This is a genomic window from Catenulispora sp. GP43 (genome assembly GCF_041260665.1).
Classification (GTDB): Bacteria; Actinomycetota; Actinomycetes; order Streptomycetales; family Catenulisporaceae; genus Catenulispora.
This window is the reverse complement of the sequence record NZ_JBGCCT010000012.1, coordinates 146,152-169,646: the sequence shown is the minus strand read 5'-3', so window position 1 is coordinate 169,646 and position 23,495 is coordinate 146,152. Positions and strand designations below refer to the sequence as shown.

24 protein-coding genes are annotated in these 23,495 nt (G+C 71.1%); 12 read left to right on the top strand and 12 right to left on the bottom strand.

The window, feature by feature from the left end:
* The first annotated feature begins 17 nt into the window (after positions 1-17).
* Both ABH926_RS24815 and ABH926_RS24810 read left to right on the top strand, forming a co-directional pair.
* Positions 18-725 carry a PhzF family phenazine biosynthesis protein gene (locus tag ABH926_RS24815; protein ID WP_370368133.1) on the top strand — a complete coding sequence of 236 codons (708 nt, stop codon included), beginning with the start codon at positions 18-20 and terminating at the stop codon, positions 723-725.
* Positions 726-784: 59 nt separating this feature from the next.
* On the top strand, positions 785-1,369 hold the full coding sequence (locus ABH926_RS24810) for a hypothetical protein (RefSeq protein ID WP_370368132.1): 585 nt from the start codon (positions 785-787) through the stop codon (positions 1,367-1,369).
* A 52-nt stretch (positions 1,370-1,421) separates the two neighbouring features.
* Here ABH926_RS24810 and ABH926_RS24805 read toward each other — a convergent pair whose 3' ends face one another.
* From ABH926_RS24805 to ABH926_RS24795, 3 genes are read right to left on the bottom strand one after another with little or no spacing between them, the layout of a single operon-like run.
* The gene (locus ABH926_RS24805; RefSeq protein ID WP_370368131.1) at positions 1,422-4,157 is read right to left on the bottom strand and encodes an RNA repair domain-containing protein; all 2,736 of its coding nucleotides are present in this window, start codon (positions 4,155-4,157) and stop codon (positions 1,422-1,424) included.
* 6 nt (positions 4,158-4,163) lie between these two features.
* A complete protein-coding gene (locus ABH926_RS24800; protein ID WP_370368240.1) occupies positions 4,164-5,879 on the bottom strand; it encodes an RNA ligase family protein in 1,716 nt (571 codons plus the stop codon).
* A gap of 32 nt (positions 5,880-5,911) precedes the next feature.
* Positions 5,912-6,406: a GNAT family N-acetyltransferase gene (locus tag ABH926_RS24795; protein ID WP_370368130.1), complete on the bottom strand. Its 495-nt coding sequence runs from the start codon at positions 6,404-6,406 to the stop codon at positions 5,912-5,914.
* Positions 6,407-6,584: 178 nt separating this feature from the next.
* On the opposite strand from ABH926_RS24795, the gene ABH926_RS24790 reads away from it, so the two are divergent.
* From ABH926_RS24790 to ABH926_RS24770, 5 genes are all read left to right on the top strand, one after another.
* Positions 6,585-7,850, top strand: coding sequence for an MFS transporter (locus tag ABH926_RS24790; protein WP_370368129.1), 1,266 nt, complete (start codon positions 6,585-6,587; stop codon positions 7,848-7,850).
* A 211-nt stretch (positions 7,851-8,061) separates the two neighbouring features.
* Complete coding sequence (locus tag ABH926_RS24785; RefSeq protein WP_370368128.1) at positions 8,062-8,913, top strand: SDR family NAD(P)-dependent oxidoreductase; 852 nt, start codon at positions 8,062-8,064, stop codon at positions 8,911-8,913.
* A 21-nt stretch (positions 8,914-8,934) separates the two neighbouring features.
* A complete protein-coding gene (gene hemW, locus ABH926_RS24780) occupies positions 8,935-10,161 on the top strand; it encodes a radical SAM family heme chaperone HemW (protein WP_370368127.1) in 1,227 nt (408 codons plus the stop codon).
* Positions 10,162-10,174: 13 nt separating this feature from the next.
* On the top strand, positions 10,175-10,864 hold the full coding sequence (locus ABH926_RS24775; RefSeq protein WP_370368126.1) for an MOSC domain-containing protein: 690 nt from the start codon (positions 10,175-10,177) through the stop codon (positions 10,862-10,864).
* Between the two features lie 68 nt (positions 10,865-10,932).
* Complete coding sequence (locus tag ABH926_RS24770; protein WP_370368125.1) at positions 10,933-11,499, top strand: DUF4232 domain-containing protein; 567 nt, start codon at positions 10,933-10,935, stop codon at positions 11,497-11,499.
* A gap of 57 nt (positions 11,500-11,556) precedes the next feature.
* Here ABH926_RS24770 and ABH926_RS24765 read toward each other — a convergent pair whose 3' ends face one another.
* Together ABH926_RS24765 and ABH926_RS24760 are read right to left on the bottom strand one after the other, a co-directional pair.
* A complete protein-coding gene (locus ABH926_RS24765; RefSeq protein ID WP_370368239.1) occupies positions 11,557-12,387 on the bottom strand; it encodes a DUF3097 domain-containing protein in 831 nt (276 codons plus the stop codon).
* Positions 12,388-12,412: 25 nt separating this feature from the next.
* The gene (locus ABH926_RS24760; RefSeq protein ID WP_370368124.1) at positions 12,413-13,264 is read right to left on the bottom strand and encodes an MBL fold metallo-hydrolase; all 852 of its coding nucleotides are present in this window, start codon (positions 13,262-13,264) and stop codon (positions 12,413-12,415) included.
* Positions 13,265-13,491: 227 nt separating this feature from the next.
* On the opposite strand from ABH926_RS24760, the gene hrcA reads away from it, so the two are divergent.
* The 3 genes from hrcA to ABH926_RS24745 all read left to right on the top strand — a co-directional run bounded on the left by hrcA (position 13,492) and on the right by ABH926_RS24745 (position 16,517).
* A complete protein-coding gene (gene hrcA / locus ABH926_RS24755; RefSeq protein ID WP_370368123.1) occupies positions 13,492-14,523 on the top strand; it encodes a heat-inducible transcriptional repressor HrcA in 1,032 nt (343 codons plus the stop codon).
* A 67-nt stretch (positions 14,524-14,590) separates the two neighbouring features.
* On the top strand, positions 14,591-15,712 hold the full coding sequence (dnaJ, locus tag ABH926_RS24750) for a molecular chaperone DnaJ (RefSeq protein WP_370368238.1): 1,122 nt from the start codon (positions 14,591-14,593) through the stop codon (positions 15,710-15,712).
* A 61-nt stretch (positions 15,713-15,773) separates the two neighbouring features.
* A complete protein-coding gene (locus ABH926_RS24745; RefSeq protein ID WP_370368122.1) occupies positions 15,774-16,517 on the top strand; it encodes a 16S rRNA (uracil(1498)-N(3))-methyltransferase in 744 nt (247 codons plus the stop codon).
* A gap of 15 nt (positions 16,518-16,532) precedes the next feature.
* Here the strand turns inward: ABH926_RS24745 and ABH926_RS24740 are convergent, their stop codons facing one another.
* From ABH926_RS24740 to ABH926_RS24730, 3 genes are read right to left on the bottom strand one after another with little or no spacing between them, the layout of a single operon-like run.
* Positions 16,533-17,165: an ABC-2 transporter permease gene (locus ABH926_RS24740; RefSeq protein ID WP_370368121.1), complete on the bottom strand. Its 633-nt coding sequence runs from the start codon at positions 17,163-17,165 to the stop codon at positions 16,533-16,535.
* Complete coding sequence (locus tag ABH926_RS24735) at positions 17,162-18,046, bottom strand: ABC transporter ATP-binding protein (protein WP_370368120.1); 885 nt, start codon at positions 18,044-18,046, stop codon at positions 17,162-17,164. Before ABH926_RS24735 ends, ABH926_RS24740 begins: the two co-directional genes overlap by 4 nt.
* A 54-nt stretch (positions 18,047-18,100) precedes the next feature.
* Positions 18,101-18,493: a GntR family transcriptional regulator gene (locus ABH926_RS24730; protein ID WP_370368119.1), complete on the bottom strand. Its 393-nt coding sequence runs from the start codon at positions 18,491-18,493 to the stop codon at positions 18,101-18,103.
* 200 nt (positions 18,494-18,693) lie between these two features.
* Here ABH926_RS24730 and ABH926_RS24725 point away from each other — a divergent pair, with 200 nt between their 5' ends.
* On the top strand, positions 18,694-19,017 hold the full coding sequence (locus ABH926_RS24725; RefSeq protein WP_370368118.1) for a hypothetical protein: 324 nt from the start codon (positions 18,694-18,696) through the stop codon (positions 19,015-19,017).
* A 36-nt stretch (positions 19,018-19,053) separates the two neighbouring features.
* On the opposite strand, the gene ABH926_RS24720 is transcribed toward ABH926_RS24725, so the two are convergent.
* Complete coding sequence (locus ABH926_RS24720; RefSeq protein WP_370368117.1) at positions 19,054-19,545, bottom strand: GNAT family N-acetyltransferase; 492 nt, start codon at positions 19,543-19,545, stop codon at positions 19,054-19,056.
* 47 nt (positions 19,546-19,592) lie between these two features.
* Positions 19,593-21,080, bottom strand: a complete 1,488-nt coding sequence (locus ABH926_RS24715) for a N,N-dimethylformamidase beta subunit family domain-containing protein (protein WP_370368116.1) — start codon at positions 21,078-21,080, stop codon at positions 19,593-19,595.
* A gap of 80 nt (positions 21,081-21,160) precedes the next feature.
* Here ABH926_RS24715 and ABH926_RS24710 point away from each other — a divergent pair, with 80 nt between their 5' ends.
* Positions 21,161-21,523 carry a histidine triad nucleotide-binding protein gene (locus ABH926_RS24710; RefSeq protein WP_370368115.1) on the top strand — a complete coding sequence of 121 codons (363 nt, stop codon included), beginning with the start codon at positions 21,161-21,163 and terminating at the stop codon, positions 21,521-21,523.
* A 51-nt stretch (positions 21,524-21,574) separates the two neighbouring features.
* On the opposite strand, the gene ABH926_RS24705 is transcribed toward ABH926_RS24710, so the two are convergent.
* Positions 21,575-21,931, bottom strand: coding sequence for a hypothetical protein (locus ABH926_RS24705; RefSeq protein ID WP_370368114.1), 357 nt, complete (start codon positions 21,929-21,931; stop codon positions 21,575-21,577).
* Positions 21,932-22,087: 156 nt separating this feature from the next.
* Complete coding sequence (locus ABH926_RS24700; protein WP_370368113.1) at positions 22,088-23,488, bottom strand: adenylosuccinate synthetase; 1,401 nt, start codon at positions 23,486-23,488, stop codon at positions 22,088-22,090.
* Between the last annotated feature and the right edge of the window lie 7 nt (positions 23,489-23,495).

The window sequence follows — 23,495 nt, the reverse complement described above, 5'->3', positions numbered from 1 at the left end:
GGCTGTAGCCTGGGCAAATGAGCGTGATGGCCGACGTCCATATAGTCCGGGTGTTCACCGATGCGCACGGGTTGTTCGGCAACAACCTGGGCGTCGTCCTGGACGCCGCGGATCTCGACGCCGACGCGGGCCGCAAGCTCGCCTCGGACTTGCGGTTCAGCGAGGTGGTGTTCGTCGACGACGTCGAGAGCGCCCGGCTGCGCATCTTCACCCCGGCCGCGGAGCTCCCGCTGGCCGGCCACCCCCTGGTCGGCACCGCCTGGCTCCTGGCCCGGCTGTCCGGCCGCGAGGTCCCCACCCTGCGCCCGCAGAAGGCCGCCGAGGTCCCGACCTGGGCGGAGGGCGGCCGCACCTGGATCCGCGGCCGCATCGCCGACGCCCCGGACTGGGGCCTGGTAGAGGTCGCCGACGAGGCCGCGGTGGAGACCCTGGCGGTCCCGCCGGGCCCGGAGTACCGCCGCCACCAGTTCTGGGCCTGGACGGACGAGCCGAACGGGGTCATGCGGGCCCGGGTGTTCGCCGCGGACAGCGGCGTCGACGAGGACGAGGCCACCGGCTCGGCGGCGATGCGGCAGGTCGGCGCGCTGCGCAGGCCGCTGGTGATCCGGCAGGGGTGGGGATCGGAGATCCTGGCGCGGCCGGCGCAGACCGAGGGATGGGCTGAGATCGGCGGGCGGGTCGCGGGGGACGGGATGCGGACGGTGACGGTCGGGGGGACGGCTTAGGACGCGCCCTCCTTGCGGGAGGGCGTCACCCCATCCCGAGGCGGCAGTATCCTGGGCCGATGGCGCGTCGCAAAGCACCCCGCACCCCGCAGCCGGGTTCCGGCGGCCGACTCTTCCCGCCGCGTAGCTCCGAAGAGACCCTCGCACTCGCGAAGGCACTACGTATCGACGGCGATGAGGATCCCCGATCGCGGGCGCAGAACTACACCGAGGCCGCCGAGTACTACGCGATGGCTGGGGACGATGCCACCGCCGAGGAGCTGTACCGGGCGGCGATCGACGATGGCGGCTTCGTCGCAGGGGGCGTGCACGGCTTCTTCGCCGAATTCCTGTTCGTGCGGAACCGTGACGAGGAGGCGCTGGCGGTTCTCGAGGCGGCACGCAAGCTGCGCCTGGAGGACCTTGACATGGTCGTCTTCGTCGCCGAGACCCTCCACATGCATGGCCACCACCGGGAAGCCGCAGCATGGGCGACTCGCGGCCTGGTCGCACTGTACGGCGGCTTGGCCGAGATCACCGCTGACGACCTGGACGAGGAACCGGAGGGTCGACTGCTCGCCACCGAGCGGATGCGAGCCCGTCAGGCCATGGGGATGCCCGCCGACCACATCGATGAACTCGTCAGCTCAGTTGCGGGGCTGTGAGCTGCTGCGTTTTCGGTAGTGGTTTGTTGAACGCTGGCCGCAGGGGCGCCTTCTACCCCAGCGTCGGCACATCCCCGTTCGCGGCCAGCTCCACCGTCACCCCGCCCAGCCCCCGCAGCCACGGCTTGGCGATCGCGCCGAGCTCCTCGCGCGTCGGCGGTGTGCGGCCCAGGCCGATGGCGGTGCGCAGCTCCGCGGGGGTGGCGTGGAAGGGGCGGGGCCAGGTGTGGGTGCCGGTGATGCCGGCCTCGTCGAGGGCTGACAGCAGGCTGCGCAGGCGGCCTCGGACGCGTCCTTCGAGGACGTCGCGTGCCTCGATGCCGTCCGCGGTCAGGGTGACCACGGCCCAGCGGCGGTGTCGGCGGTGCATCGGGGGCGGCGTCAGCAGGGCGGGGAGCGGATCGGGGTTCGCCGTGGCCGTCTCCCAGGCTTCGTAGAGCTCTTCGGTGATCAGGTCGCGCATCGACGGGGTGAGGTGCAGGGTCAGGTCGCGGATCGGTGCGGTGGGGGTCGGGATCGGGAGGTGCCAGGTGTGGGCGGCCCAGGTCTCGAAGAAGTCGGTGAGGTCGCGGCAGCGTGCCGCCATCAGCGCCCAGGCGAAGCCGGGGAGGCCGCCGAGCGGGGCGGCGTCGAGGCCGCGGGCGTGCGCCCAGGCCTTGACCTGCCGGACGTGCGGGCCCGGACGGAGGGCGAGGAGCGCCTCGGCGTCGGAGACCGCGGACAGGGAGCCGGCGATGGTCTCGCCGAGTTCGGTGCGCCGTGCCACCGCTTCGGCGGGCGGGATGTCGCCGGTCGGGGCCAGGACCAGGTCCGCGCTGAGGCGGGCGGTGACGATGCGCAGGCCGGGCACGCGGGCGGCGACCAGCTGGCGCACCCGGTGCCCCTCGCCGAGTGCCTCGGCCACGCGCCGTTCGAGCACGTCCACGTCCGGCGTGCCGGGGACGGCCGCGACCAGGTCGACGTCCGCGCCGGCGAGGTGTGTGCCGGTGCGGCGGGAACCGGCCAGGAGGACGACCGCTTCGGGCAGGGCCTCGGTGATGCGGCTGGTCAGGGTCGCGGCGGGCCGGTCGAGGTCGGAAGCCCGCAGGAGAGTTGGATCGCCGGCCTCGGCGTCCGTCCAGCGAACCGCCCCGCTGCCCAGCTCGATGACCGCGCGCACCTTCATCGGCCCGTCCGCACGGCGCGAGAGCACCGCCAGTTCCCCGACCTCGGTGGCGATCGGCGCGATCTTCACCGGCGTCCGGCTCGGATCCGCGACCTTGCCGATCGTCAGGTGCGGCGTGAACGTCTCGCGACCGCGGCAGGCGGGGAACGCTTCGAGCAACGCCGCATACAGTTTCTGCCACGCATCCCCGGTGGGATGCAGCCACAGGGTGCTGTCGCCGCGATGAGTGAAGTGCCGGACTTCGGCGAGCTCGGTCTCGAACGCGGCGACGGTCGCCGCGGCCTTGCTCAGCAAGGGGATCGCGGCGTCGAACTCCGACTCGGCGATGAAACCGAACAGCAGATTGACATGCGGGGGCCAGCGCAGAACCTGGGGGTCGAGCCGCTGCCGGACCTCCTGGATCGAGTCCCACGTCGCGTTCGGCGGGATCCAGGCGACGGCGGTTCGTGCGGTCGGCGTCGCGTCGATCGCTGGTGAGGTGGTGGCGATGGCGATGGCGGTGGCGGTGGGTGTGGTCGTCGTCGAGGCAACAGGAGTGACAACCGCGGTGATCCCATAGTGGTCGGACACGAACAGCCCCTCGGCGTTCGGCGTCTCGCCGATCAGCCGCGCGTCCGAAGCCGCGGCGCCGAGCAGCAGCACCCTGTCCAACCGCTTCGCCTGCCCGGTCAGCGACGAGACCGCGGCCAGCGGATTCCCCACCGGATCGAATGTCGCGGTCTCGTCCGCCACGCCATGCACCCGCGTCCACGCATCGGTCATGCCGAGGCGGGCGGCCGGTGCCTCGCTGTCGTCGTTGAAATCGCCGACGAGAACCACGGGTACCGAGTCGATGTCCCGCAGCCCGTCGGCCAGCTGCCCGAGCTGCTCACCGCGCAGCCCGGCGCCGTCGGTGGAGTGATCGCTGCTCAGATGCGTGTTCGCGACGACGACCGGGCCGGCGACCGTCTCCACGACCACCGCCGTGACCGCCTTGTACCGAGCCAGCGCATGCCACCCGGCCTCGACCACCGGCAGCCGGCTGAGCACCAGCAGCCCGCTGTCCGCGACATCCGCCGAGCGCGGATCGCCGCCGAGCGTCCACTCCGCGCGGACCCAGTCCTGCGCCAGCAGCATCTTCACCAGCGCCGGCTCGACCTCTTGCAGCGCGATCACGTCCACCTCCGCGTCGCGCAAAGCCGCGAGCAGCATGGGACGGCGTTCGGCCGTACGGATCAGGGCTCCGTCGTAGCGGTCCCACAACGTGTTCCACGTCAGGACACGCAGTTCAGTGTCGGCCGTGGCGGCGGATGAAAGAGTGCCGGCCGGTTGCCAGCGACCGTCCACGAAAGCGTGCGGCGTCCGCGGCTCGAAGAACGGGGCCGCCAGCAGCCGCGTCCGCTGCGCCAGCCCCGCCCCGGAGGCGTCCAACGCGTCCACTCCCGAAGCCCGGTCCCACACCAGCCGGCCGTCAGCCTCGAAGAACAGCACCCGGTGCCACGGGATGTCCCCCTGCGGATCGAACGAGGGCAGCGGTACCCGCTTCGGCTCGCGCCCGCGCTGCTCCAGCCCCATCACGAATCGCGACGCGTCGAACCGCGCGTCCCATCGCACCCGGTGGTAGATCTCCTGACTGGTACGCATCGCCGCTCAGCCCTCCCAGACGGAGTACGCGAGAACGTCGTACGCCGCATCGTCCCCGACCGTGTCGGCGTAGACCGCGCGGTGCGCCTCGCCGGGATACGGCGGGTCGAAACGGCGCAGCTGGGCAGCCAGCACCTTCCCGGGCACAGGATGCGCACGCTCCGCGTTCCGCTCCTCCAGCACCGATGCCGGAGCGAGATGCACCTGATGCTCGATCAGCGCATTGCGGCGCCGCGCGACCGCATCGACCAAGCCCCGCTGCTGCCGGGTCAGCGACGTCGCGTCCCAGACCACGTCGCCTCCCCGCGCCAAAGCGTCGTCGAGCAGCCGCAGGCCTTCGCTGAGCACTTCCTGGTTCGCCGACTGATCCGCCCGCGATCCCCGCGCCGTGCGCAGGTCGTCGAGGCTGATGAGCTCCGTGCCGGCGCGGCCCGCGAGGGTCTTCGCCGTCGAGCTCTTGCCGCTCCCGGACACGCCGACCATGTGCAGCAGCTTCGGGAACGCTCCGTCCCGCCAGCGCCACGTCGCCGCCGTGGCCTCCTCGGCCGAGGCGATGCGCCCCTCGGCGAGCAGGTGACGTGCTTCGCCCCAGCAGCGGTCGGCGGCTCGCGGGGGAAGCTCGGCGAAGGCCTCGCGGCAGGCCAGACGAAGCGTCGCGGGAAGCACCGCGAGATCGTCGGAGAACAAGACCGACCATGCGACGTTCTCCGCAGCAGCAGTGTCCGGGGCGGTAGCGGCGGCAACGGCATGAAGCGTGGCCAGGTCCGTGCCGAACGCCATACGCGTGAGCCCCGCACGCCGATACTCGTCATCGATAGGCGTCTGCACACGGCGAGCGAGTCCGACTACGTCCGCGATGCGCCGCACCGTCGGCATCTCCAGCGACGCCGCGAGATCTGCCATGAGCGCGGCGCGCGGTCGGTGATGCAGAAGCGCGGCGACGGAGCCGACCAACCGCGCGTTGCCGTGGCAGCCGGAGGCGTCGAGACGCGAGTAGGCATCGGCCACGACGTCGTCGTGCTTGGGCGGCTCTAGAGAAAGCGCGGTAGCCAGTTCCTCAGCACCGACATCGACTCCGCTGCGCGCGGCCCAGAACGGAGCCTTGGCCCCGAGCTTGTTGGGCACCACTTCGGCGTGCATCCAGTGTGTGTCGGTCTGCACATGAGACGGTCGGACCCACTTGGCGACACGCTCCGCGAACTCCGTATAAGCGAATCCCTCCGCGGGACGCACTACGTAGCCCTCTTGGTGGTTCAGATCCAGCTTCAGCTGCTGCTGGATCAGCTTCTCGTCGAAGTCGCCGGCCCACAGCACACGCGGCGTCGGAATCCCCAGTCCCTGAAGGAACGCCACTGTGGATATCCAGTCCAGACACTGGTCGCCGTCCCATACAGAGAACCCATAGAAGTACCCGTCCAGGTCCTCATAAGGGATCGAATGCTTAGCGAACAGGTTCTCACCGGAAATCCGCCATCCTTCGGGGATCCGCGCGGCGATACGGCCGTGCAGCGCCTTCACCCATGCGCGCGACGGATGATGCGCGGAGTCCAAGGAACGCGCGTGCAGTCCGTCGGCATAGAGGGTGGTGTTCTCCCCGTCCATCTTCTCGGTGACGATGACGCGGCGGCCTGCGAGCCCTGACAGATCCCGGGTACGCACGTCGTCTGCGGTGGCGCCGGGCGACCAGGGCAGATGAGGGGTGCGGGGATAGTGGACTCGCATTCCGCCACTGTAGGGACCGATTCCGCGCGGCTCTACGGAATAACGACCCACACGTTCGACGCCGTCCCGCCGGTCATCGGCGGCCGTACCTCCTCACGCCACGCGTCGCCGGCGACCTCCGAGGCCACGCGCCGCCAGAACTGCGCGCCTTCCACGTTCCGCTCCTGGAATGCGATCTCCCACGGCCCCGGATGCGCGGCGAGCACCTGCTTGACGAACCGCGTCCCGTACCCGTTGCGTCGAGCGCCGCGCGCGATGAAGAAGCTGTTCAGCACACGAGCCGGCTGCTCCAAGGCGCGTACGAAGGCGAACCCCGCGGGGCGGTCTCCGACGAGCGCCAGGTACGCGGCCCAGTTCTCGTCCTCCAAAGCCGACATCAGCCACTCGCTCCGGAACGAGCCGTCCGGATTGGGCAGCTGCTCGGCGAACTCCGACATGTCGTGGCGGAACATCAGCCACATGCGTTCCAGCGCCGCACGGTCGACGGGATCGGCGGGGTCGGCGCGGCGAATCAGCAGTTCAGACACGGAAACCTCCCACAAAGGGACATCAGGGAACAGAAAAAGCCTCCCGGGGAACCGGGAGGCTTGGTGATGTGACGACAGTCTATCGTGCAGCGCCTGTAATGGTCTTTCCGGGGTGTGGGGCATGACGATAGGGTCGGGCTGTCAAGGCGTTGGGGAGATCGCCGCTGGGGAGGGTGTTTTGAGTTTGCTGCCACAGGACCGGGTTCAACGGACCATGGCCGTCGCCACGTTCGTCAACACGATCGGCAACGGCATGTACATGACCGTCATGGTCATGTACTTCACGCGGTCGGTCGGCCTGCCGGCCTCGCAGGTGGGCCTGGGCTTCACCGTCGCCGGGCTGGTCGGGCTTGTCGCCGGGGTCCCGGTCGGACACCTCGCGGACCGGCGCGGGCCGCGTGAGGTGAGCGTGGTGCTCGGACTGCTGGCCGGGGTGGTGATGCTGGCGTTCACCATGGTGCACAGCTTCTGGCAGTTTCTCGGGGTGGCAGTCGTCGAGAACCTGGTCGCCTCCAGCAACCGGGCCGCGCGCGGGGCGATGATCGCGCGGTTCGGGGGCGAGGACAAGGCGGTGTTCCGGGCGTATCTGCGTTCGGTGACCAACGTCGGGATCGCCTTGGGCGGGGTGGCCGGCGGACTCGGTCTGGTCTTCGACACGCACGCCTGGTACGTCGGGCTGATCGGTTTCAACGCCGTGTCGTTCGTCGTGTCCGCGCTGATCGCGTTGCGGGTGCCGCGGATGGATCCGCTGCCGGTGCCGCCGGGGGCCAACCGGTGGCTCGCGTTGGGGGACCGGCGGTTCCTTGCCTGCGCCGGGCTGATCGGCTTGATGAGCATGCAGTTCGAGGTGCTGCTGTTCGCCGCGCCGCTGTGGATCGCCAAGCTGGGGCACGCTCCGCGCTGGACCGTCGGCGCGGTGCTGGTGATCAACACGGTGCTGGTGGCGACGCTGCAGGTGCGGATGAGCCGGGGCGTGGACACGGTCGCCAAGGGCGTGAAGGCCACGGTCCGGTCCGGATGGGTCTTCGCCGGGGCCGCGGCGCTGTTCGGGTCGATCGGGTGGGTGCCGGCGTGGGCGGCGGTGGTGCTGCTGCTGGTCGCCGCCGCGGTGCACTCCCTCGGCGAGATCGTGCAGCAGGCCGGGGTGTTCGAGCTCGGGTACGAGCTGGCCGCCGAGCACGCTCAGGGCCAGTACCAGGGGCTGCTGTCGATGGTGACCGGGGCCGCCATGTCGCTGGCGCCGGGGATCTACGCGCTGGCGTGCGTGGACTGGGCGCCCGCCGGATGGTTCGTGATCGGGGCGGTGTTCGCGGCCGCCGGGTGCGCGATGCCGCTGGCGGTGCGGATCCGGCCGCCGGCGCTGCTGGCCGCGAAGGAGGCCGCGGTGGCGATGGAGGCGGCGGCTGGGCAGGCGGCGGTGTCTGCGGCGGTGTCGGCGGTCTGAGGCTGAGGCTGAGGCTGAGGGCGGGGCGGTCGCTCGGACCGGACTGACGGAGTCGCTGGAGTTGCTGGAGCCGACGGAGCCGGAGCCGATCGAGCCGGAGCAGATCGAGCCGATGGACCCGCCCCGGTAGATCAAGCGGGCGCTCTCTGCTTGCGGACAGCTCCGCCGTCCGGTGCGATGATGCCGACAACGCCTCAGATGTGGAGTCCGCATGACCGCCTCGAAGACCGTTCTGATCACGGGCACCTCCTCGGGCATCGGGCTGGCCGCGGCCGTGGCCGCCGCGCGCGCCGGCTGGGAGGTCGTGGCCACCATGCGCGACCCGGGCAAGGCCGGCCACCTGCTGGCCGAGGCCGGCGCGGTCGGGGCCGCGGGACGGATCCACGTCGAGCGCCTCGACGTCACCGACCCGGCCGGCATCCAGTCCGCTGTGGCGCGTGTGACGGCCGCGCATGACGGGCTCGACGCGGTGGTCAACAACGCCGGGGCCGGCGTGGTCGGGACGATCGAGGTCGCCGGGATGGACCCGGTCCGGGCGGCCATGGAGGTCAACTACTTCGGCGTGGTGGAGGTCACCCAGGCGGCGATGCCGCACCTGCGGGCGTCGAAGGGGCGGCTGGTCACGGTCACCAGCGTCGGCGGCGTGGTCGGGCAGCCGTTCAACGAGGCGTACTGCGCGGCGAAGTTCGCCGTCGAGGGCTTCATGGAGGCGCTGGCCCCGGTCGCGGCGACGGTCGGGGTGCGGGTGACGGTGGTCGAGCCCGGCGCGGTGGCCAGCGAGTTCGTCGCCAGCCAGCGGCTGGACGTGCCGGCGCTGGTGGCCGGCGCCGGTCCCTACGGTCCGGCGCTGCAGAGCTACATCGACCGCGCGCGCCAGTCCTTCGGCAACGCGCAGAGCGCCGCTGAGGCCGCCGCGACGGTCCTGGAGGTGCTGGAGTCCGAGGACCCGCCGTTCCGGGCCCAGACCTCCGAGTGGGCCCGCGGGTTCGTCGGGACCAAGCTGGCCGACGTCGACGGGTCCGCGGTGCAGGGCATGACGGCGCAGTGGGTCGGGGCGCGGTGATCCGTAAGGGACAATAAAGGCATGCCTGGTGTCCTTCCCGACGGTGAACCCGTCCCCGCAGACGGATCGCTGCCGCCGCAGGCCCTCGCCGAGCCCGACCTGTCCGGCACCCCGCTCGGGTTCTACATCCACGTCCCGTACTGCGCGACCCGGTGCGGCTACTGCGACTTCAACACCTACACCGCCTCCGAGCTCGGTGGCGGCGCTTCCCAGGCCACCTACGCCGCCACCGCGATCGAGGAGATCCGGTTGGCGCGCAAGGTGCTCGGCGGCGCGGACCTGCCGGTGCGGACGGTGTTCTTCGGCGGCGGCACGCCGACCATGCTCCCGGCAGCGGACCTGGTCGCGCTGCTCGGCGCGGTCCGCGACGAGTTCGGGCTGGCGCCGGACGCCGAGGTCACCACCGAGGCCAACCCCGAGTCGGTGAACCCGGCGTACCTGGCCGAACTGCGGGCCGGCGGGTTCACCCGGATCTCCTTCGGGATGCAGAGCGCGCGCGAGCACGTGCTGCGGATCCTGGACCGCCGGCACACCCCGGGACGGCCCGAGGCGTGTGTGCGCGAGGCGCGCGAGGCCGGGTTCGAGCACGTCAACCTCGACCTGATCTACGGCACGCCCGGCGAGAGCGACGACGACTGGCGCGCCTCCCTGGACGCCGCGATCGGCGCGGCCCCCGACCACGTCTCCGCGTACTCGCTGATCGTCGAGGACGGCACCCGCCTGGCGGCCCGGGTGAAGCGCGGCGAGCTGCCGATGATCGACGACGACGTCCACGCCGACCGCTACCTGATCGCCGAGGAGAAGCTGACCGCCGCCGGCTACTCCTGGTACGAGGTCTCCAACTGGGCCGCCTCGCCGCGGGGCCGCTCGCAGCACAACCTGCTCTACTGGACCGGCGCCAACTGGTGGGGCGTCGGCCCCGGCGCGCACAGCCACGTCGGCGGCACCCGCTGGTGGAACGTCAAGCATCCCAGCGCCTATTCGCAGCGCATCGCCGCCGGGCAGTCCCCGGCGCACGCCCGCGAGGTGCTGACGGCCGAGGACCGCCGGGTCGAGCGGATCCTGTTGGAACTGCGGCTGGATTCCGGCTGTGACATCAGCATCCTCAATCAGGCCGGCCGGCTGGCCGCGATCGGCGCCGCGGCGGCCGGACTGCTCGATCCGCGGTCACTGGCCGAGGGGTTTGCGGTCCTTACGCTCAAGGGAAGACTGCTGGCAGACGCGGTTGTCCGGGATCTCGTGGACTGAGAGGATGGGCGCCATGACCACTGCGCGCCCCGAAGCGGACGGCGGCCTGCTGATCAGTGTCAACGTGGGGCTGCCCCGCGATGTCGAGCTGAACGGCGAGGTCCGGCAGACCGCGATCTTCAAGGACCCGGTGTCCGGGCGGGTGAAGATCGTCGACCATCACGTCGACGGCGACCGCCAGGCCGATCAGGTGAACCACGCGGGCGTGCACAAGGCGGTGTACGCCTACGCCCGCGAGGATCTGGACTTCTGGGCCGCCGAACTCGGCCGCGAGATCGAGGACGGATTCGTCGGCGAGAACCTCACCGTCCGCGGCTACGACGTCAGCCACGCGGTGGTCGGCGAGCGCTGGCGGATCGGCGGCGTGGAGCTGGAGGTCGCGCAGCCGCGGATCCCGTGCTGGAAGCTCGGGGTGCGGGCCGGCGACCAGAGCATGACCCGCCGCTTCGAGCGCGCGCTGCGGCCCGGGGCCTACCTGCGGGTGGTCGCCGAGGGCGACGTCGGCGCCGGGGACCGGGTCGAGGTGCTGTCCCGGCCGGCGCACGGCTTCACCGTCGCCGACGGCTCGCGCATCTTCCACCGGGACCGAGCCGAGGCGGCGCTGCTGCTGGACGTCGCCGAGCTCGCGCCGCCGCTGAAGCAGTGGGCGCGCAAGCGGCTCGGGATCCCCGAGGACGGCGCCGGGGGAGAATCCGAGGCCTGATTCAGGCAACGCGGCCCCGAGATCACACGTCACGATGCAAAGGGGGATTTCTTCGGCAGGAGGAACTCATGCATCGGTTCTCTCAGTCCGCGGGGGCGTTGACGGCGGTCGCGGCGGTGGCCGCGGTCAGCGTACTGACGATGGCCGGCTGTGACTCCGGCGGCAAGATCGTGGGCGGTAGCGGTCCAGGCGGCGGTAGCGGCGGCGACATGGTGTCGACCGCGGCCGGAGCCGCGGACCCGGCACAGTGCGGCGGACTGGCCGAGAAGCTGGTACCGCTGCACGGCGCGGCATCCGGGACCACGTTCAGCGATCTCGTCGTCACCAACAACCACGGCACCACCTGTACGCTGCCGGCGCAGCCCGAGCTGACGTACCTCGACGCGCACCGCCAACCGCTGCCGGTCGGCTTCAGCTCCGATCCGCAGCTGAAGCCGTACACCCTGGAATCGGGCGACTCGGCCACGATGGTCATCGGGTACGGCAGTGACGGCGACGGCGTCTGCGTGGCGATCTCCGCCGTGCGGGTCACGCCGCCGGGCGACGTCCTGCCCTTTACCGGCCGGACTCACTGCGCGAACGACAGCGTCTACGAAGAGGGCTGGGTCGCCGGGACCTACGCCGCGCCGCACTGAGATCCGGCGCGCCGGCGGAGGCGGATCAGAGGTAAAGCGGATCACAGCCCAGGCGAATCAGAGACCTGTCACGAAGTCGATCAGTTCCTCGACCCGGCCCAGCAGCTGCGGTTCCAGGTCCCGGAAGTCGCGCACCGAGCGCAGGATCCGCTTCCAGGCCGCCGGAGTGTCCACCGGCCAGCCCAGGGCTTCGCAGACCCCTTCCTTCCACGGCCGGCCGTGCGGGACCCGAGGCCAGGCCTGGATACCCACCGCGGCGGGCTTCACGGCCTCCCAGACGTCGATGTAGGGGTGGCCGACCACCAGCAGGTGCTCGGCGTACGGGGACCGCATGGCCGACTCCACGATGCGCGCCTCCTTGGTGCCCGGCACCAGGTGGTCCACCAGGACGCCCAGGCGCGCGTCGGGGCCGGGGCGGAAGGCGTCGACGATCGCCGCCAGGTCGTCGACCCCTTCCAGGTACTCCACGACCACGCCCTCCACCCGGAGGTCGTCGCCCCAGACCTTCTCGACGAGCTCGGCGTCGTGCCGGCCCTCGACGTAGATGCGGCCGGCCCGCGCCACCCGGGCCCGCGCACCGGGAACCGCGATGGAACCCGAGGCGGTCCGTTGGGGTGTCGCAGGGCCCTGGGACGCCTTCGGAGCCACCAGGGTGACCGGGCGGCCGTCGATCCAGAATCCGGGGCCCAGCGGGAACACCCGGTGCTTGCCGAGCCGGTCCTCCAGTGTGACCGTGGGGCCGCCGGGGGTCTTCTCGACCCGGATCACCGCGCCGCAGAAGCCGGTCTCGACGTCCTCGACGACGAGTTCTCGGACCGCTTCCACCTCGGCGGAGACCGGCCGGCGCCGGGCATGGGCAAGGTCGCCGGAGTACTGCTTGCTGCGGATGTCGGGCTCTGGCACGCCCGCCAGATTACGGGAGTTCGCCGGTCAGCTGCGCGTAGCCGCGCCTGACCGCCTGGGCGAAGTGCGCGGCGTCCTCGATCGGCCAGCCGCCGGCCTGCTCCGCGCGCTCGACCGGGACGCCGTCGGCGTGCAGGGCCCTGATCTGTTCGGCCACCACGGTGACGAATTCCCGTTGGCCCTGAAGGAATCCGTGGTCCGAGGGGTCGCCGTGGCCCGGGATGTAGGTGGCGGCCTGCCCGGTGAGCCCGTCCAGCGCGGCGAGCGTGGCCGGCCAGTCCAGCGGGAAGGAGTCGCTGCCGTAGGCCACCGGGCCGGACTGCTCGATGAGGTCGCCGCTGATCGCGACCGCCGCGTCCGGCAGCCAGACCACCAGGTCGTTGTCGGTGTGGCCGCGGCCGATGTGGCGCAGTTCGGCGATCCGGCCGCCGAGGTCGAGCGCGTGCTCGGCGGCGACGAGGCGGTCGGGCTTGCGGACCACCAGCTCGTCCAGCTTCGCCTGCCACTCCGGGCCGCCCTCGCGCAGCAGGTATTCGCTGAACGTCGCGAACTCCGGGTCGGCGCGGTCGAAGTCCGGCATGTTCTCCTGGCCCCAGAAGTCCGCCGGCGGCACCTGGTGCGGCACGTCGAAGGCCGCGTTGCCCCACATGTGGTCGAAGTGCGTGTGCGTGTTGACGACCCAGCGCACCGGCAGCGGTGTGAGCTTCGCCAACTCCTCGCGCAGCTCGTGCCCCTCCTGGACGCTGCACCGGGTGTCGGCGACCAGGACGCCGTCGCCGCCGAGCACGGCGGTCACGGTGACGTTCACGGGCTGGAAGCGGCGGGTGAAGACGCGGTCTGCGGTCTCGATCCAGGCACTCATGGCTTGATCTTGCCAGCGCTGGGCACATCAACGGAGGGTCAACGGAGGCCGGGGCGCGCGCCGTGCGTTCTGACCGGCGCGTTCGACCTGGGCCGCAGTCGAAAGCGCACGGGGGGAAGGACCATTCCCGGCTACACGCCGTTACACTGAAAGGAATGCCTTGGCACTCCACCTCGGTGAGTGCCAGGGGACGGGGCCGGCCGGGCCGAGAAGATGCGGAGGCGGGTGTGACGACCGAGAGCAGGCTCGACGAGCGCAAGCTCGACGTGCTCCGCGCCATCGTGCAGGACTACGTCGCCACCAGGGAGCCGGTGGGTTCCAAGGCCCTGGTCGAGCGGCACAACATCGGCGTGTCGCCGGCGACGATACGCAACGAGATGGCCGCGCTGGAGGACGAGGGCTACATCCACCAGCCGCACACCAGCGCCGGCCGGGTCCCCACCGACAAGGGCTACCGGCTGTTCGTGGACCGGCTCTCGCAGGTCAAGCCGCTGTCCGGGGCCGAGAAGCGGGCCATCCACTCCTTCCTGGACGGCGCGGTCGACCTCGACGACGTGGTGGCGCGCACCGTCCGGCTGCTGGCCCAGATAACGCAGCAGGTCGCGGTGGTCCAGTACCCCTCGCTGAGCCGTTCGGCGGTGCGGCACGTGGAGCTGGTCCCGCTGACCCCGACCCGGATCATGCTGGTGCTGATCACCGACACCGGCCGGGTCGAGCAGCGGATCGTGGACTGCGGCGCCCCGGTGCCGGAGGCCACCGTGGCGGACGTGCGGGCCCGGCTGAACGCCGAGGTCGGCTCGCGGCGTCTGAACGACGTGCCGACGCTGCTGGCCGACTTCGCCGAGCGGTTCGGCCCCGAGGACCGCAACTGGGTCGGGGTGGTGATCGCGACGCTGCTGGAAGCGGTCGTCGAGCAGCGCGAGGAGCGCATCGTGATGGCCGGTACCGCGAACCTGGCGCGCTTCCGCCATGATTTCCCCGACACGGTTTACCCGGTTCTGGAGGCCTTGGAGGAACAAGTAGTGCTGCTGCGCTTGTTCGGAGAGGCACAGTCCGGACTCACCGTGCGGATCGGCCACGAGAACGCGCACGAGGGTCTGGTCGGCACGTCGGTGGTGAGTACCGGGTACGGACGGGGCGAGAAGGACGTGGTGGCCCACCTGGGTGTCCTGGGGCCCACACGGATGGATTACCCCGGCACGATGGGCGCGGTCACCGCCGTAGCCGCTTATGTGGGGCGCATACTGGCTGAGACCTAAACTCTTGGCGCCACGTAGCGTGTAATCGAGCAGTTTTTTCTGGGCGGAGTCTAGCGAGGGCATGTCGGTGTCGACGGATTACTACAGCGTGCTGGGTGTGCGGCGTGACGCCACGCAGGACGAGATCAAGAAGGCGTACCGGCGCCTGGCCCGAGAACTGCATCCGGACGTCAACCCGGATCCGGGCACGCAGGAGCGGTTCAAAGAGATAGGCATGGCCTACGAGGTCCTGTCGGACCCGCAGAAGCGCCAGATGTACGACCTCGGCGGGGACCCGCGGAGTGCCGGCGCCGGCGCGGGCGGCTTCGCCGGCTTCGGCTTCACGGACATCATGGACGCCTTCTTCGGCGGCCAGACCTCGCGCGGCCCGCGCTCGCGGGTCCGCAAGGGCAACGACGCGCTGATCCGGATCGAGATCGAGCTGGCCGACGCGGCCTTCGGCTCGGCCCGCGAGATCAGCGTGGACACCGCGGTGATCTGCGTCGCCTGCTCCGGCGAGGGCTCGGCCCCGGGCACCCACCCGGTCACCTGCGACATGTGCAACGGGCGCGGCGAGGTCTCCCAGGTCACCCGCTCGTTCCTGGGCCAGGTCATGACCTCCCGGCCGTGCCCGCAGTGCCAGGGCTTCGGCACCGTGGTCCCCTCGCCGTGCCCGGAGTGCAGCGGCGAGGGCCGGGTGCGCACCCGGCGCAAGCTGACCGTGAAGATCCCGCCGGGCGTCGACAACGGCACCCGGATCCAGCTCGCCGGCGAGGGCGAGGTCGGTCCCGGCGGCGGTCCGGCCGGCGACCTGTTCATCGAGATCGTCGAGCTGCCGCACCCGATCTTCCAGCGGCGCGGGGACGACCTGCACTGCACGGTGACGCTGCCGATGACCGCGGCCTCGCTGGGCACCAAGCTGCCGCTGGAGACCCTGGACGGCCCCGCCGAGATCGACGTGCGCCCCGGCACCCAGTCCGGCCACGCGATCACGCTGCGCGGCCGCGGCATCCAGCACCTGCGCGGCACCGGTCGCGGCGACCTGATCGTGCACGTCGAGGTGAAGACCCCGACCAAGCTGGACCCGGAGCAGGAGGAACTGCTGCGCCGGCTGGCCAAGCTGCGCGGCGAGGAGCGCCCTTCGGGTGAGTTCGCCCCCGGGCAGCAGAAGCTGTTCTCCCGCCTGCGGGACGCCTTCAACGCTCGTTGACTGCCGCACGCTGGACGGTACGAAGCGGGCACGAAGAACAAAAAGGACACAAGGAAACCACGTGAGCACCGCACCGGTCTTCTTCTGGCAGGACGCTGAGACGACCGGGCGCGGTGCCCGCGTCCGCCTGGACGGCCCCGAGGGGCGCCACGCGGCCCTCGTGCGCCGGCTGACGGCCGGAGAGCGGGTGGACCTGGCCGGCGGCCGGGGCGTGGTCGCCGAGTGCGTGGTGGCGGTGGCGCACAAGGACTGGCTGGAGCTCGACGTCCGGGACGTGGTGCGCACCCCGGCCCCGGAACCCCGGATCACCGTGGTCCAGGCGCTGCCCAAGGGCGACCGCGGCGAGACCGCCGTGGAGACGATGACCGAGATCGGCGTCGACGCCGTGGTGCCGTGGGCGGCCAGCCGGTCGATCGTGCAGTGGAAGGGCGAGCGCGGCGAGAAGGCGCTGAACAAGTGGCGGGCGACCGCGCGCGAGGCTGCGAAGCAGTCCCGCCGCGCCTGGTGGCCGGAAGTGGCGGCGCTCCACTCGACCGCCGAGGTCGCCGAACTGCTCGCGGGCGCGGACCAGGCCCTGGTGCTGCACGAGGACGCCCGGACGCCGCTGGCCGGCCTGGAGGTGGCCCGCGGCGGCTCGGTGGTCCTGGTGATCGGCCCGGAGGGGTCCATCTCGAGCCGGGAGCTGGCGGCCTTCGAGGCGGTCGGCGCGCAGTCCTGCAAGATGGGCCCGACCGTGCTGCGGACCTCGACGGCCGGGACCGCCGCGGCGACGGTGGTGCTGGCGAAGTCGGGGCGCTGGGACTGATCCTGGGGCTGATCGCTAGTCGATGGCCGAGCGGCCGGTCCGCCGCGGATCCACCGCGGTCGTGGCGACCATGGAGGCCGCGAGCAGCGCCGCGCCGCCGGCCGCGAACAGCGCGAAACCCGTCGCGTCCGGCGTGTAGCGCAGATGCAGGCGGGTGGCGGCGACCGCGACGATGCTGATCGGCAGGGTCGTGGCCATCAGGCCGGACTTCGTGAAACCGAACCTGACGAACAGCGGGAACTGGATCGAGACGGTCAGCGCGAACGCCGCCCAGGACAGCGTCACGACGGTCGCGACGGTGTGCCCGCTGAACGCGTGGTGCTGCTGCCGGGCCAGGAGCAGCGCCACGGGTGTGCCGAGCCCGGCGGTGACGGCGAAGACCGCCGTCGCCCACAGGTAGTGGCCGAGCAGTAGCGAGCGGCGGGTCAGGGGCAGGACGGCGTAGAGGGTCTCCAGGTCCGCACGGTCGGAGACCATGAACGGGTAGCCGGCGGTGGTCGAGGCGCACAGCAGGACCAGCCCCGGCACGATGACCTCCGGGTGGTTGACCATGATCGCCATCACCAGCAGCGGCGTGAGGACGACTTGGCGGCGGTAGGGCGCGATGGTGCGCAGGTCAAGCAGCGCGACGCGGGCCACGGCTGTCATGAGTACTCCTCGGCGGGGACGCGGGTGTTCTCCCGCGATCCGATGTGGACGGCGATCTCCTCCAGGCTGGGCGGATCGACCACGACCCGGTCGCCGAGCAGGGCGGCGTCCTCGGTGGCGACCAGCGCCTGGACGCCGACGCCGGTGCGCCGCACGCCGATGAGCGGGATGCCGACGACGTCCGCGAGGTCGTCCGGGCCGCCGCGCACGATGCGGTAGCCGTCCACGATCTCGTCCTTGGTCCCGGTGGCGACGATCCGGCCTTCGTGGATGAGCGTCAGGTAGTCGCCGATGCGCTCCAGGTCGGAGGTGATGTGCGTGGAGAACAGGATGCTGTGCCGTTCGTCGGTGAGGAAGTCGCCGAGGATCTGGGACAGCTCGTCCCGGGCCACCGGGTCCAGGCCGCTGGTCGGCTCGTCGAAGACCAGCAGCCGGGCGCGGTGGGAGAGCGCGATCGCGATCATGAGCTTCACGGCCATGCCGCGCGACAGGTCTTTGACCCGGGCCCGGGGGTCCAGGCCGAACCCGTCGAGCAGGTCGTGGTAGCGCGTGGTGTCCCAGCGGTCGTAGAAGGGCCCGACCGCGCGCTCCACCTCGCTCAGCCGCCATTCCCCCACGAGATAGGTGTGGTCGAGCACCACCCCGACCTCCTGCCGGAGCGCGACCGGGGCCGGGACCCGGTGCCCGAGCACCTCGATCCGGCCCCGCTCGATCCGCTGCATCCCCAGCAGGCACCGGATCGACGTGGTCTTGCCGGCGCCGTTGGCCCCGACGAAGCCCATGACATAGCCCTGCGGAAGCGAGAAGCTGATGTCTCGCAGCCGGAATCGGCCCACCGTGGTCTGCACCCCGCGGAAGGCGAACGCGAACTCTGGTTCCACCGAGGGACCCCCCTCCCTGTGTCGTACCTGTGTCGTGTCGATCGGCCGGCGGTGTCAGGAAGCGGGTTCCTGCTGCTCGGCCCGGATCAGCGTGTCGAGGATCTCGACGAGGTCGTCGCGGCCCAGCCCGGCCGGGCGGGCGGCGTCGAGCGCGGCCTGGAGCCCGGCCTCGACCTGCCGGACCCGCTGCTCGCGGACCAGTCCGCGGTCCAGCGGCTGGACGAAGGCGCCCTTGCCGGGCACCGTGGCGATGAACCCCTCGGCGGCCAGTTCGGTGTAGGCGCGGGTGGTCGTGATGACGCTGATCCGCAGGTCGCGCGCCAGCGCCCGGACCGACGGCAGGGCGGCGCCCTCCGCGAGGTCGCCGCCGAGGATCGCCGCCCCGATCTGTTCCTTGATCTGCTCATAGAGCGGCACCTGGGAGCTGTTCGACAACACGACTCGCATGGCACCCTTCCTGTCCTGCCGGACGGCTTCATCTGTACTTGTGCAATATATACAGTCAGCACAGTAGGAGCGCAAGGCGTGCGGCTCGTCCGGATGGCGCAGTGGACGGCACGACCGGATCGTTCGGCTGCTCGACTGGAGGGGATCACACACTCAGCCGTGCCCCGGCGACCGTGGGCACGCGGCGAGAGGAAGCCACCATGTCCGTGTTCTTGACGCTGAGGTTCCCCGGGAACCCGCAGGCGATGGAGCAGTACGCGAAGGACAACGCGGAGAAGCTGCAGAGCATCGTCGAGGCGGCGAAGCGCCACGGCCTCATCGCGCACCGGTTCTACGGCTCCGCCGACGGAAACGGCATCCTGGCACTCGACGAGTGGCCGGACCGGCAGAGCTTCGAGGCGTTCTTCGCCGAGCAGCAGGCCCAGATCGCGCCGATCATGGAGGCCGCGCAGGTCACCGGACAGCCCGAGGCGGCGTTCTGGGAGGAGATCAAGACCGGCGACGCCTACGGCTGGGGCGCCTGACCCGCAGCCTGATGAAGGGCTTATCCGCAGCCTGATTCACAAGCCCAACCGCATGTGCCGGTTGGTCACCGTGTAGCCGAGGCTCTTGTAGAGCTGGTAGGCCCGGTCATTCGCACCGTGCACGTTCAGCGCGACGGTCTCGGCGCCCAGGGCCCGCGCCGCGGCCGCCCCGGCCTGCATGATGGCCCGGCCGTAGCCCTCGCCCTGCGCGTCGGGACTGACGTGGATGTCGTATATGAAGGCCTCCAGCGCTGGGCCGAGCTCGCGCATGGCGATCCACAGCGCGCCGATCTCGCGCTCGGTCTGGGCGTCGCGGGCGGTCCACAGGTGGTTCGCGTGGCTCTCGACGCCCGCCGGAAGCAGTCCCCGGGTCACGTCCAGCGCCTGCTGCCGCGCGGTCGCGGCGGCCCAGTGTCCTTCGCGGACCTGGGCCGCCGCGAAGCCGCTCACCATCACCGCTTCCCAGGCCGGGTATTCGTCGGCTGTCATCGGGTCCAGGCGTACGTTCCTGGTCGGCTTCGTCGTCATGGCGCCCGAATGTACCGCCCCGGCACCTACCGCTCCGGCTACGGGCGCTACGGGCGCTTCAGGGTGTGCTTCACCTTGCGGCCCACCCGCTTCACCACCGGCTTGGCCTTCGCGGACACCGCCGAGGGGCTGGCCTCGCGCTTCACGGCCGCGGTCAGGGCGGCGCGGCGGCGGGCCGAGCGGGAGGCCAGGCCGTCGCCGGCGGCGATGCGGGCCAGCAGCGCGGCGGTCGCGGCCTCGATGCGCGGGTCGGCGAAGCCTTCGCGGCCCAGCGCCATCGGCCAGAAGAAGGTCCCGGCGTCGAAGACCCACGCGCCGCTGGGCTTGCGGTGCAGCACGGTCTGCTGTTCGCGGGTGCCGTCGGCGCCGTCGGTGTAGGGCGAGCGGGCCAGGACGGTGAACTCGGTGCCGTCAGCCTTCTGATACTTCTCGTGGACGGCGTCCGCCTCGCCGCCGACCAGGCCGGGGAAGGTGTCGCCGTCGCTCACGCCGGCCGCCTGCCAGAACCAGTGGTCGGCGTTCGTGACGACCAGCGGGGCGTCGCCCTTGACCAGGCTGACGTACTGGGCGCCCAGCAGTTCCTGCTCGGGCAGCCGCAGGTCGCGCCACATCACCGTCTGCCCGGGGCGCTTGGTCTTGACCGGGTCCTGGCGGGACTTGAAACAGGTGATCGTGGTGCCCTCGTAGCGGATGTGCCAATAGACGTTGTTCGCCTGCAGGAACACCGTCGACACGCCCGAGTCCTGGGCCTTCACCAGGGACTTGCGCATGCCCGCCGACCAGTATTCGTCGTGGCCGGGGAAGATGAGGCCCTTGTAGTTCAGCGGGTCGACGCGCCCCTGGTCCAGGTCCTCGCTGGTGGCGTACTCCATGTCATAGCCCTGACGCTCGGCCCAGACGACGAAGTCGTGGACCCGCTCGGCCTCCCGGGGCATCCCGGTCAGCTCGTAGGGCCGCCGGAAGGAGACCGAGGACGCGCGCAGCTTGCTGGCCTGCTCGCCGTTCTCGGCGAAGCCGTAGTAGAGGTTCTTCCCGCGCGCGTTGTCGAACGGGTACATGTTGTAGGCCTGGTAGCAGGCGAAGGGCACGACCACCAGCCAGTTCGCGCGGCGGCGCGGATCGCGCACGGCGAAGGGCACGTAGTTGGCGCCCTGCCCGGCCCGCAGGACCGCGAGGTAGGCCCCGGACTTCCAGTCGGCCGGCACGTTCAGCCGCCACGCCGGCTCCCACAGGCAGGTGATCATCCCGGTGTCCGGATCCGTCACCGGCTCGGGCTGCGGCACCACGGCCACCTGCTCGCTGCTGCCGAGCAAGGCCGTGCGATGGTCCCCGTAGGCGCCGACCCGGTAGATCTCGACGGTGATCTCCTGCGGCTCGGCCACGGAGATGTGGAAGTCGACAGACTCTCCGGGGGCCACGGCGGTGGCCGATGCGAAGCCCTTGACGGCGGCCCGGGCGTCGTCGCCCAGGTCCGGGACGTCGGGCGTGGTGCCGATCGCGGCGGCGGCCGGGGTGAAACCCTCGAGGAGGCGCATGGTGCCGTAGCCTATCGCCGGAAAACCTCCCGATCAGCAGACCATTACGTACCGCCCGACGGGCGCCCCAGGAGGACACGATGGCCGACGGCCAACCGCAACCCGACTGTCTCTTCTGCAAGATCGTGGCCGGCGAGATCCCGGCGACCGTGGTCCGCCAGACGGAGCTCACCGTCGCCTTCAAGGACATAAACCCGCAGGCCCCGGTCCACGACCTCATCGTGCCGCGCGCCCACTACGCCAACGCGGCCGAACTCGCCGCCGAGGCGCCCGAGCTCGCCGCCGCGCTGCTGGTCGAGGCGCGCGAGGTGGCGAAGGCGGAGGGGATCGCGGCGGACGGCTACCGGACCGTGTTCAACACCGACGCGCACGCCGGGCAGACGGTGTTCCACGTCCACGCGCATGTGCTCGGCGGCGACTTCCTCGGGCGCTTCGGGACCTGAGCGGCCTGAGAGCTGCCCCGTCGCTGAACGGGGCAGCACCGGCCGCCACGGCTAGACTTTGCCGCCGCCCACACAGGTCAGCGTGGTGGTGCCGGAGTAGGTCGTCCCTGTGGAGTCGGTCCAGCTGACGGTGATGTAGTAGGGCAGCGAGCCGTCGACGCAGGTGCCCCACAGCTCACCGGTCCCCTGGCCGCGGATGATGGGCGCCCCGCTCCAGGTGAGGTACGGGTTACCTGGAACGTAGTACTCGCAGTTGTAGTACGAGACGTTCTTTTGCGTGGTCTGCCCGGCCTGCTCACAGGACGGCGGGGCGGCGGTGTTCGCCATCGCGCCCGTCGGAGCGAAAGCCGTGAAGCCGGCAGCCACCGTCACGGCGATCCCCGTCGTGACGATCCTTCTTGCACGCATACGAGCCTCCTGACAGAGGTGGGATGGTGCCGAGTCGGCCCTGTTCAGCCTCGGTTCATCGTAGTGACCGGCCGAAGGACGTCAATGTTCTGATTCACTGGCGTTCGGCGGCGCCGACCAGGGCGGCCCGGTCCTGCGCGCGCACTGTTTCGCGCACTACTTCGCGCAGGGCAGGCGCGCGGCCTTGTCCCGCCACGTCGGGCCCGAGGAGACCACGCCGACCGGCGTCCCCAACGCCTCCCCGATGACGTCCGGCCAGTCCCGCTCGTCCCGCGGGCCGTCGTCGTACACCGGCGTGCACGACGACACGGTCTTGGTGAGCAGCCGCTGATAGTCCAGGTCCGGCAGCAGGCTCCGCGGCAGCTTCTCCATCGCCGGCACGTCGGCCGAGGCCTGGTAGGCCCGGCACAGGCGCCGGCCGGCCGCCCGGACGTCCGCGTGCGTGACCACCAACGCGTCGGCGCCGCCGCACACGTCGAGCGCGTAGCGATGGGCCACCGCGTCGAAGTGACCGATCCGGAACACCCCCTGCCACGTTCCGGTCTCGTTGTGCGGCTCCGGCAGCATCGGGGTCAGGCCCGCGTCCTCCGAGACGAGCGGTCCGGCGCCGTGCCGGGTGCTGTAGGTGCGGACCACGCCGAGGCGCACAGCGCTGTCCGCTCCCTGGTCCGACTCCTTCAGCAACGCCTCCGCGTTGGCGAAGGTGGTCGTCGACCAGGTCGTGTGCGGGTGGAAGCCGTACCACTCGTCCAGCAGCACACCCTGCGCGCCCTCGAAGACGCAGGGTCCGGATGCCAGGAGTGCGGCGAGATATCCGCCGCACTCCTCGTCCACGATCCGCACCCGCTGTGCGAACGCCTGGTAGACGTCCGCACAGAACTCCGGGCTCGGCAGGTCCGTGGGCAGGTGCAAACCGGACAACTCCAGATCGGCCGCTATGCGGCCGCGCAGCGCTGTCAGCTTCCTGACCAGCGTGGCGCGGTCCCGGCAGTCCCCCACGCGCGGTGGCATATCAGGCGAGACGGCCAGGGAGAAGGAGACCGTCTCGCCGATCCCCATGCCGCAGGTGCCGTGGCGGTTCGACCCGGGGGTGCGGTCCCGGGCGGATTCGCGTACACGGTTCGCGGCACGGTGGTAGGGGGTGGTGATGAGCGCGCGGGAGTCTGCCGACACCAGGGCGAACGGATTGGGGATGCCGAGTTCGGCCAGGTGCGCGGCCTCGGCGGCCAGCGCGAAGGGTTCGACGAGCATGAAGCGGGACAGGTGGGTCGGCACGCCGTGGAAGGTGCCGGCGCCGAACTGCGCGAAGGTGTGGTGGCGGCCGTCGGGGGTGACCACGTTGTGGCCGGCCTGCGCGCCGCCGTTGAAGCGGATGACGGCGCGGATGCGTGTCTCGGTGCGGGAAACGGTGCGGGAATCTGTGTCGAAATCGGTGCGAGAACCAGTGCGGGAATCGGTGTGTCCGGGGGAGCAGAGCCAGTCCACGGTCGAGCCCTTGCCGGCGTCCCCGTAGCCGAGGTCCACCACGATCGCGTGCTTCATGCCGATCAGGTCCATTGCGGAG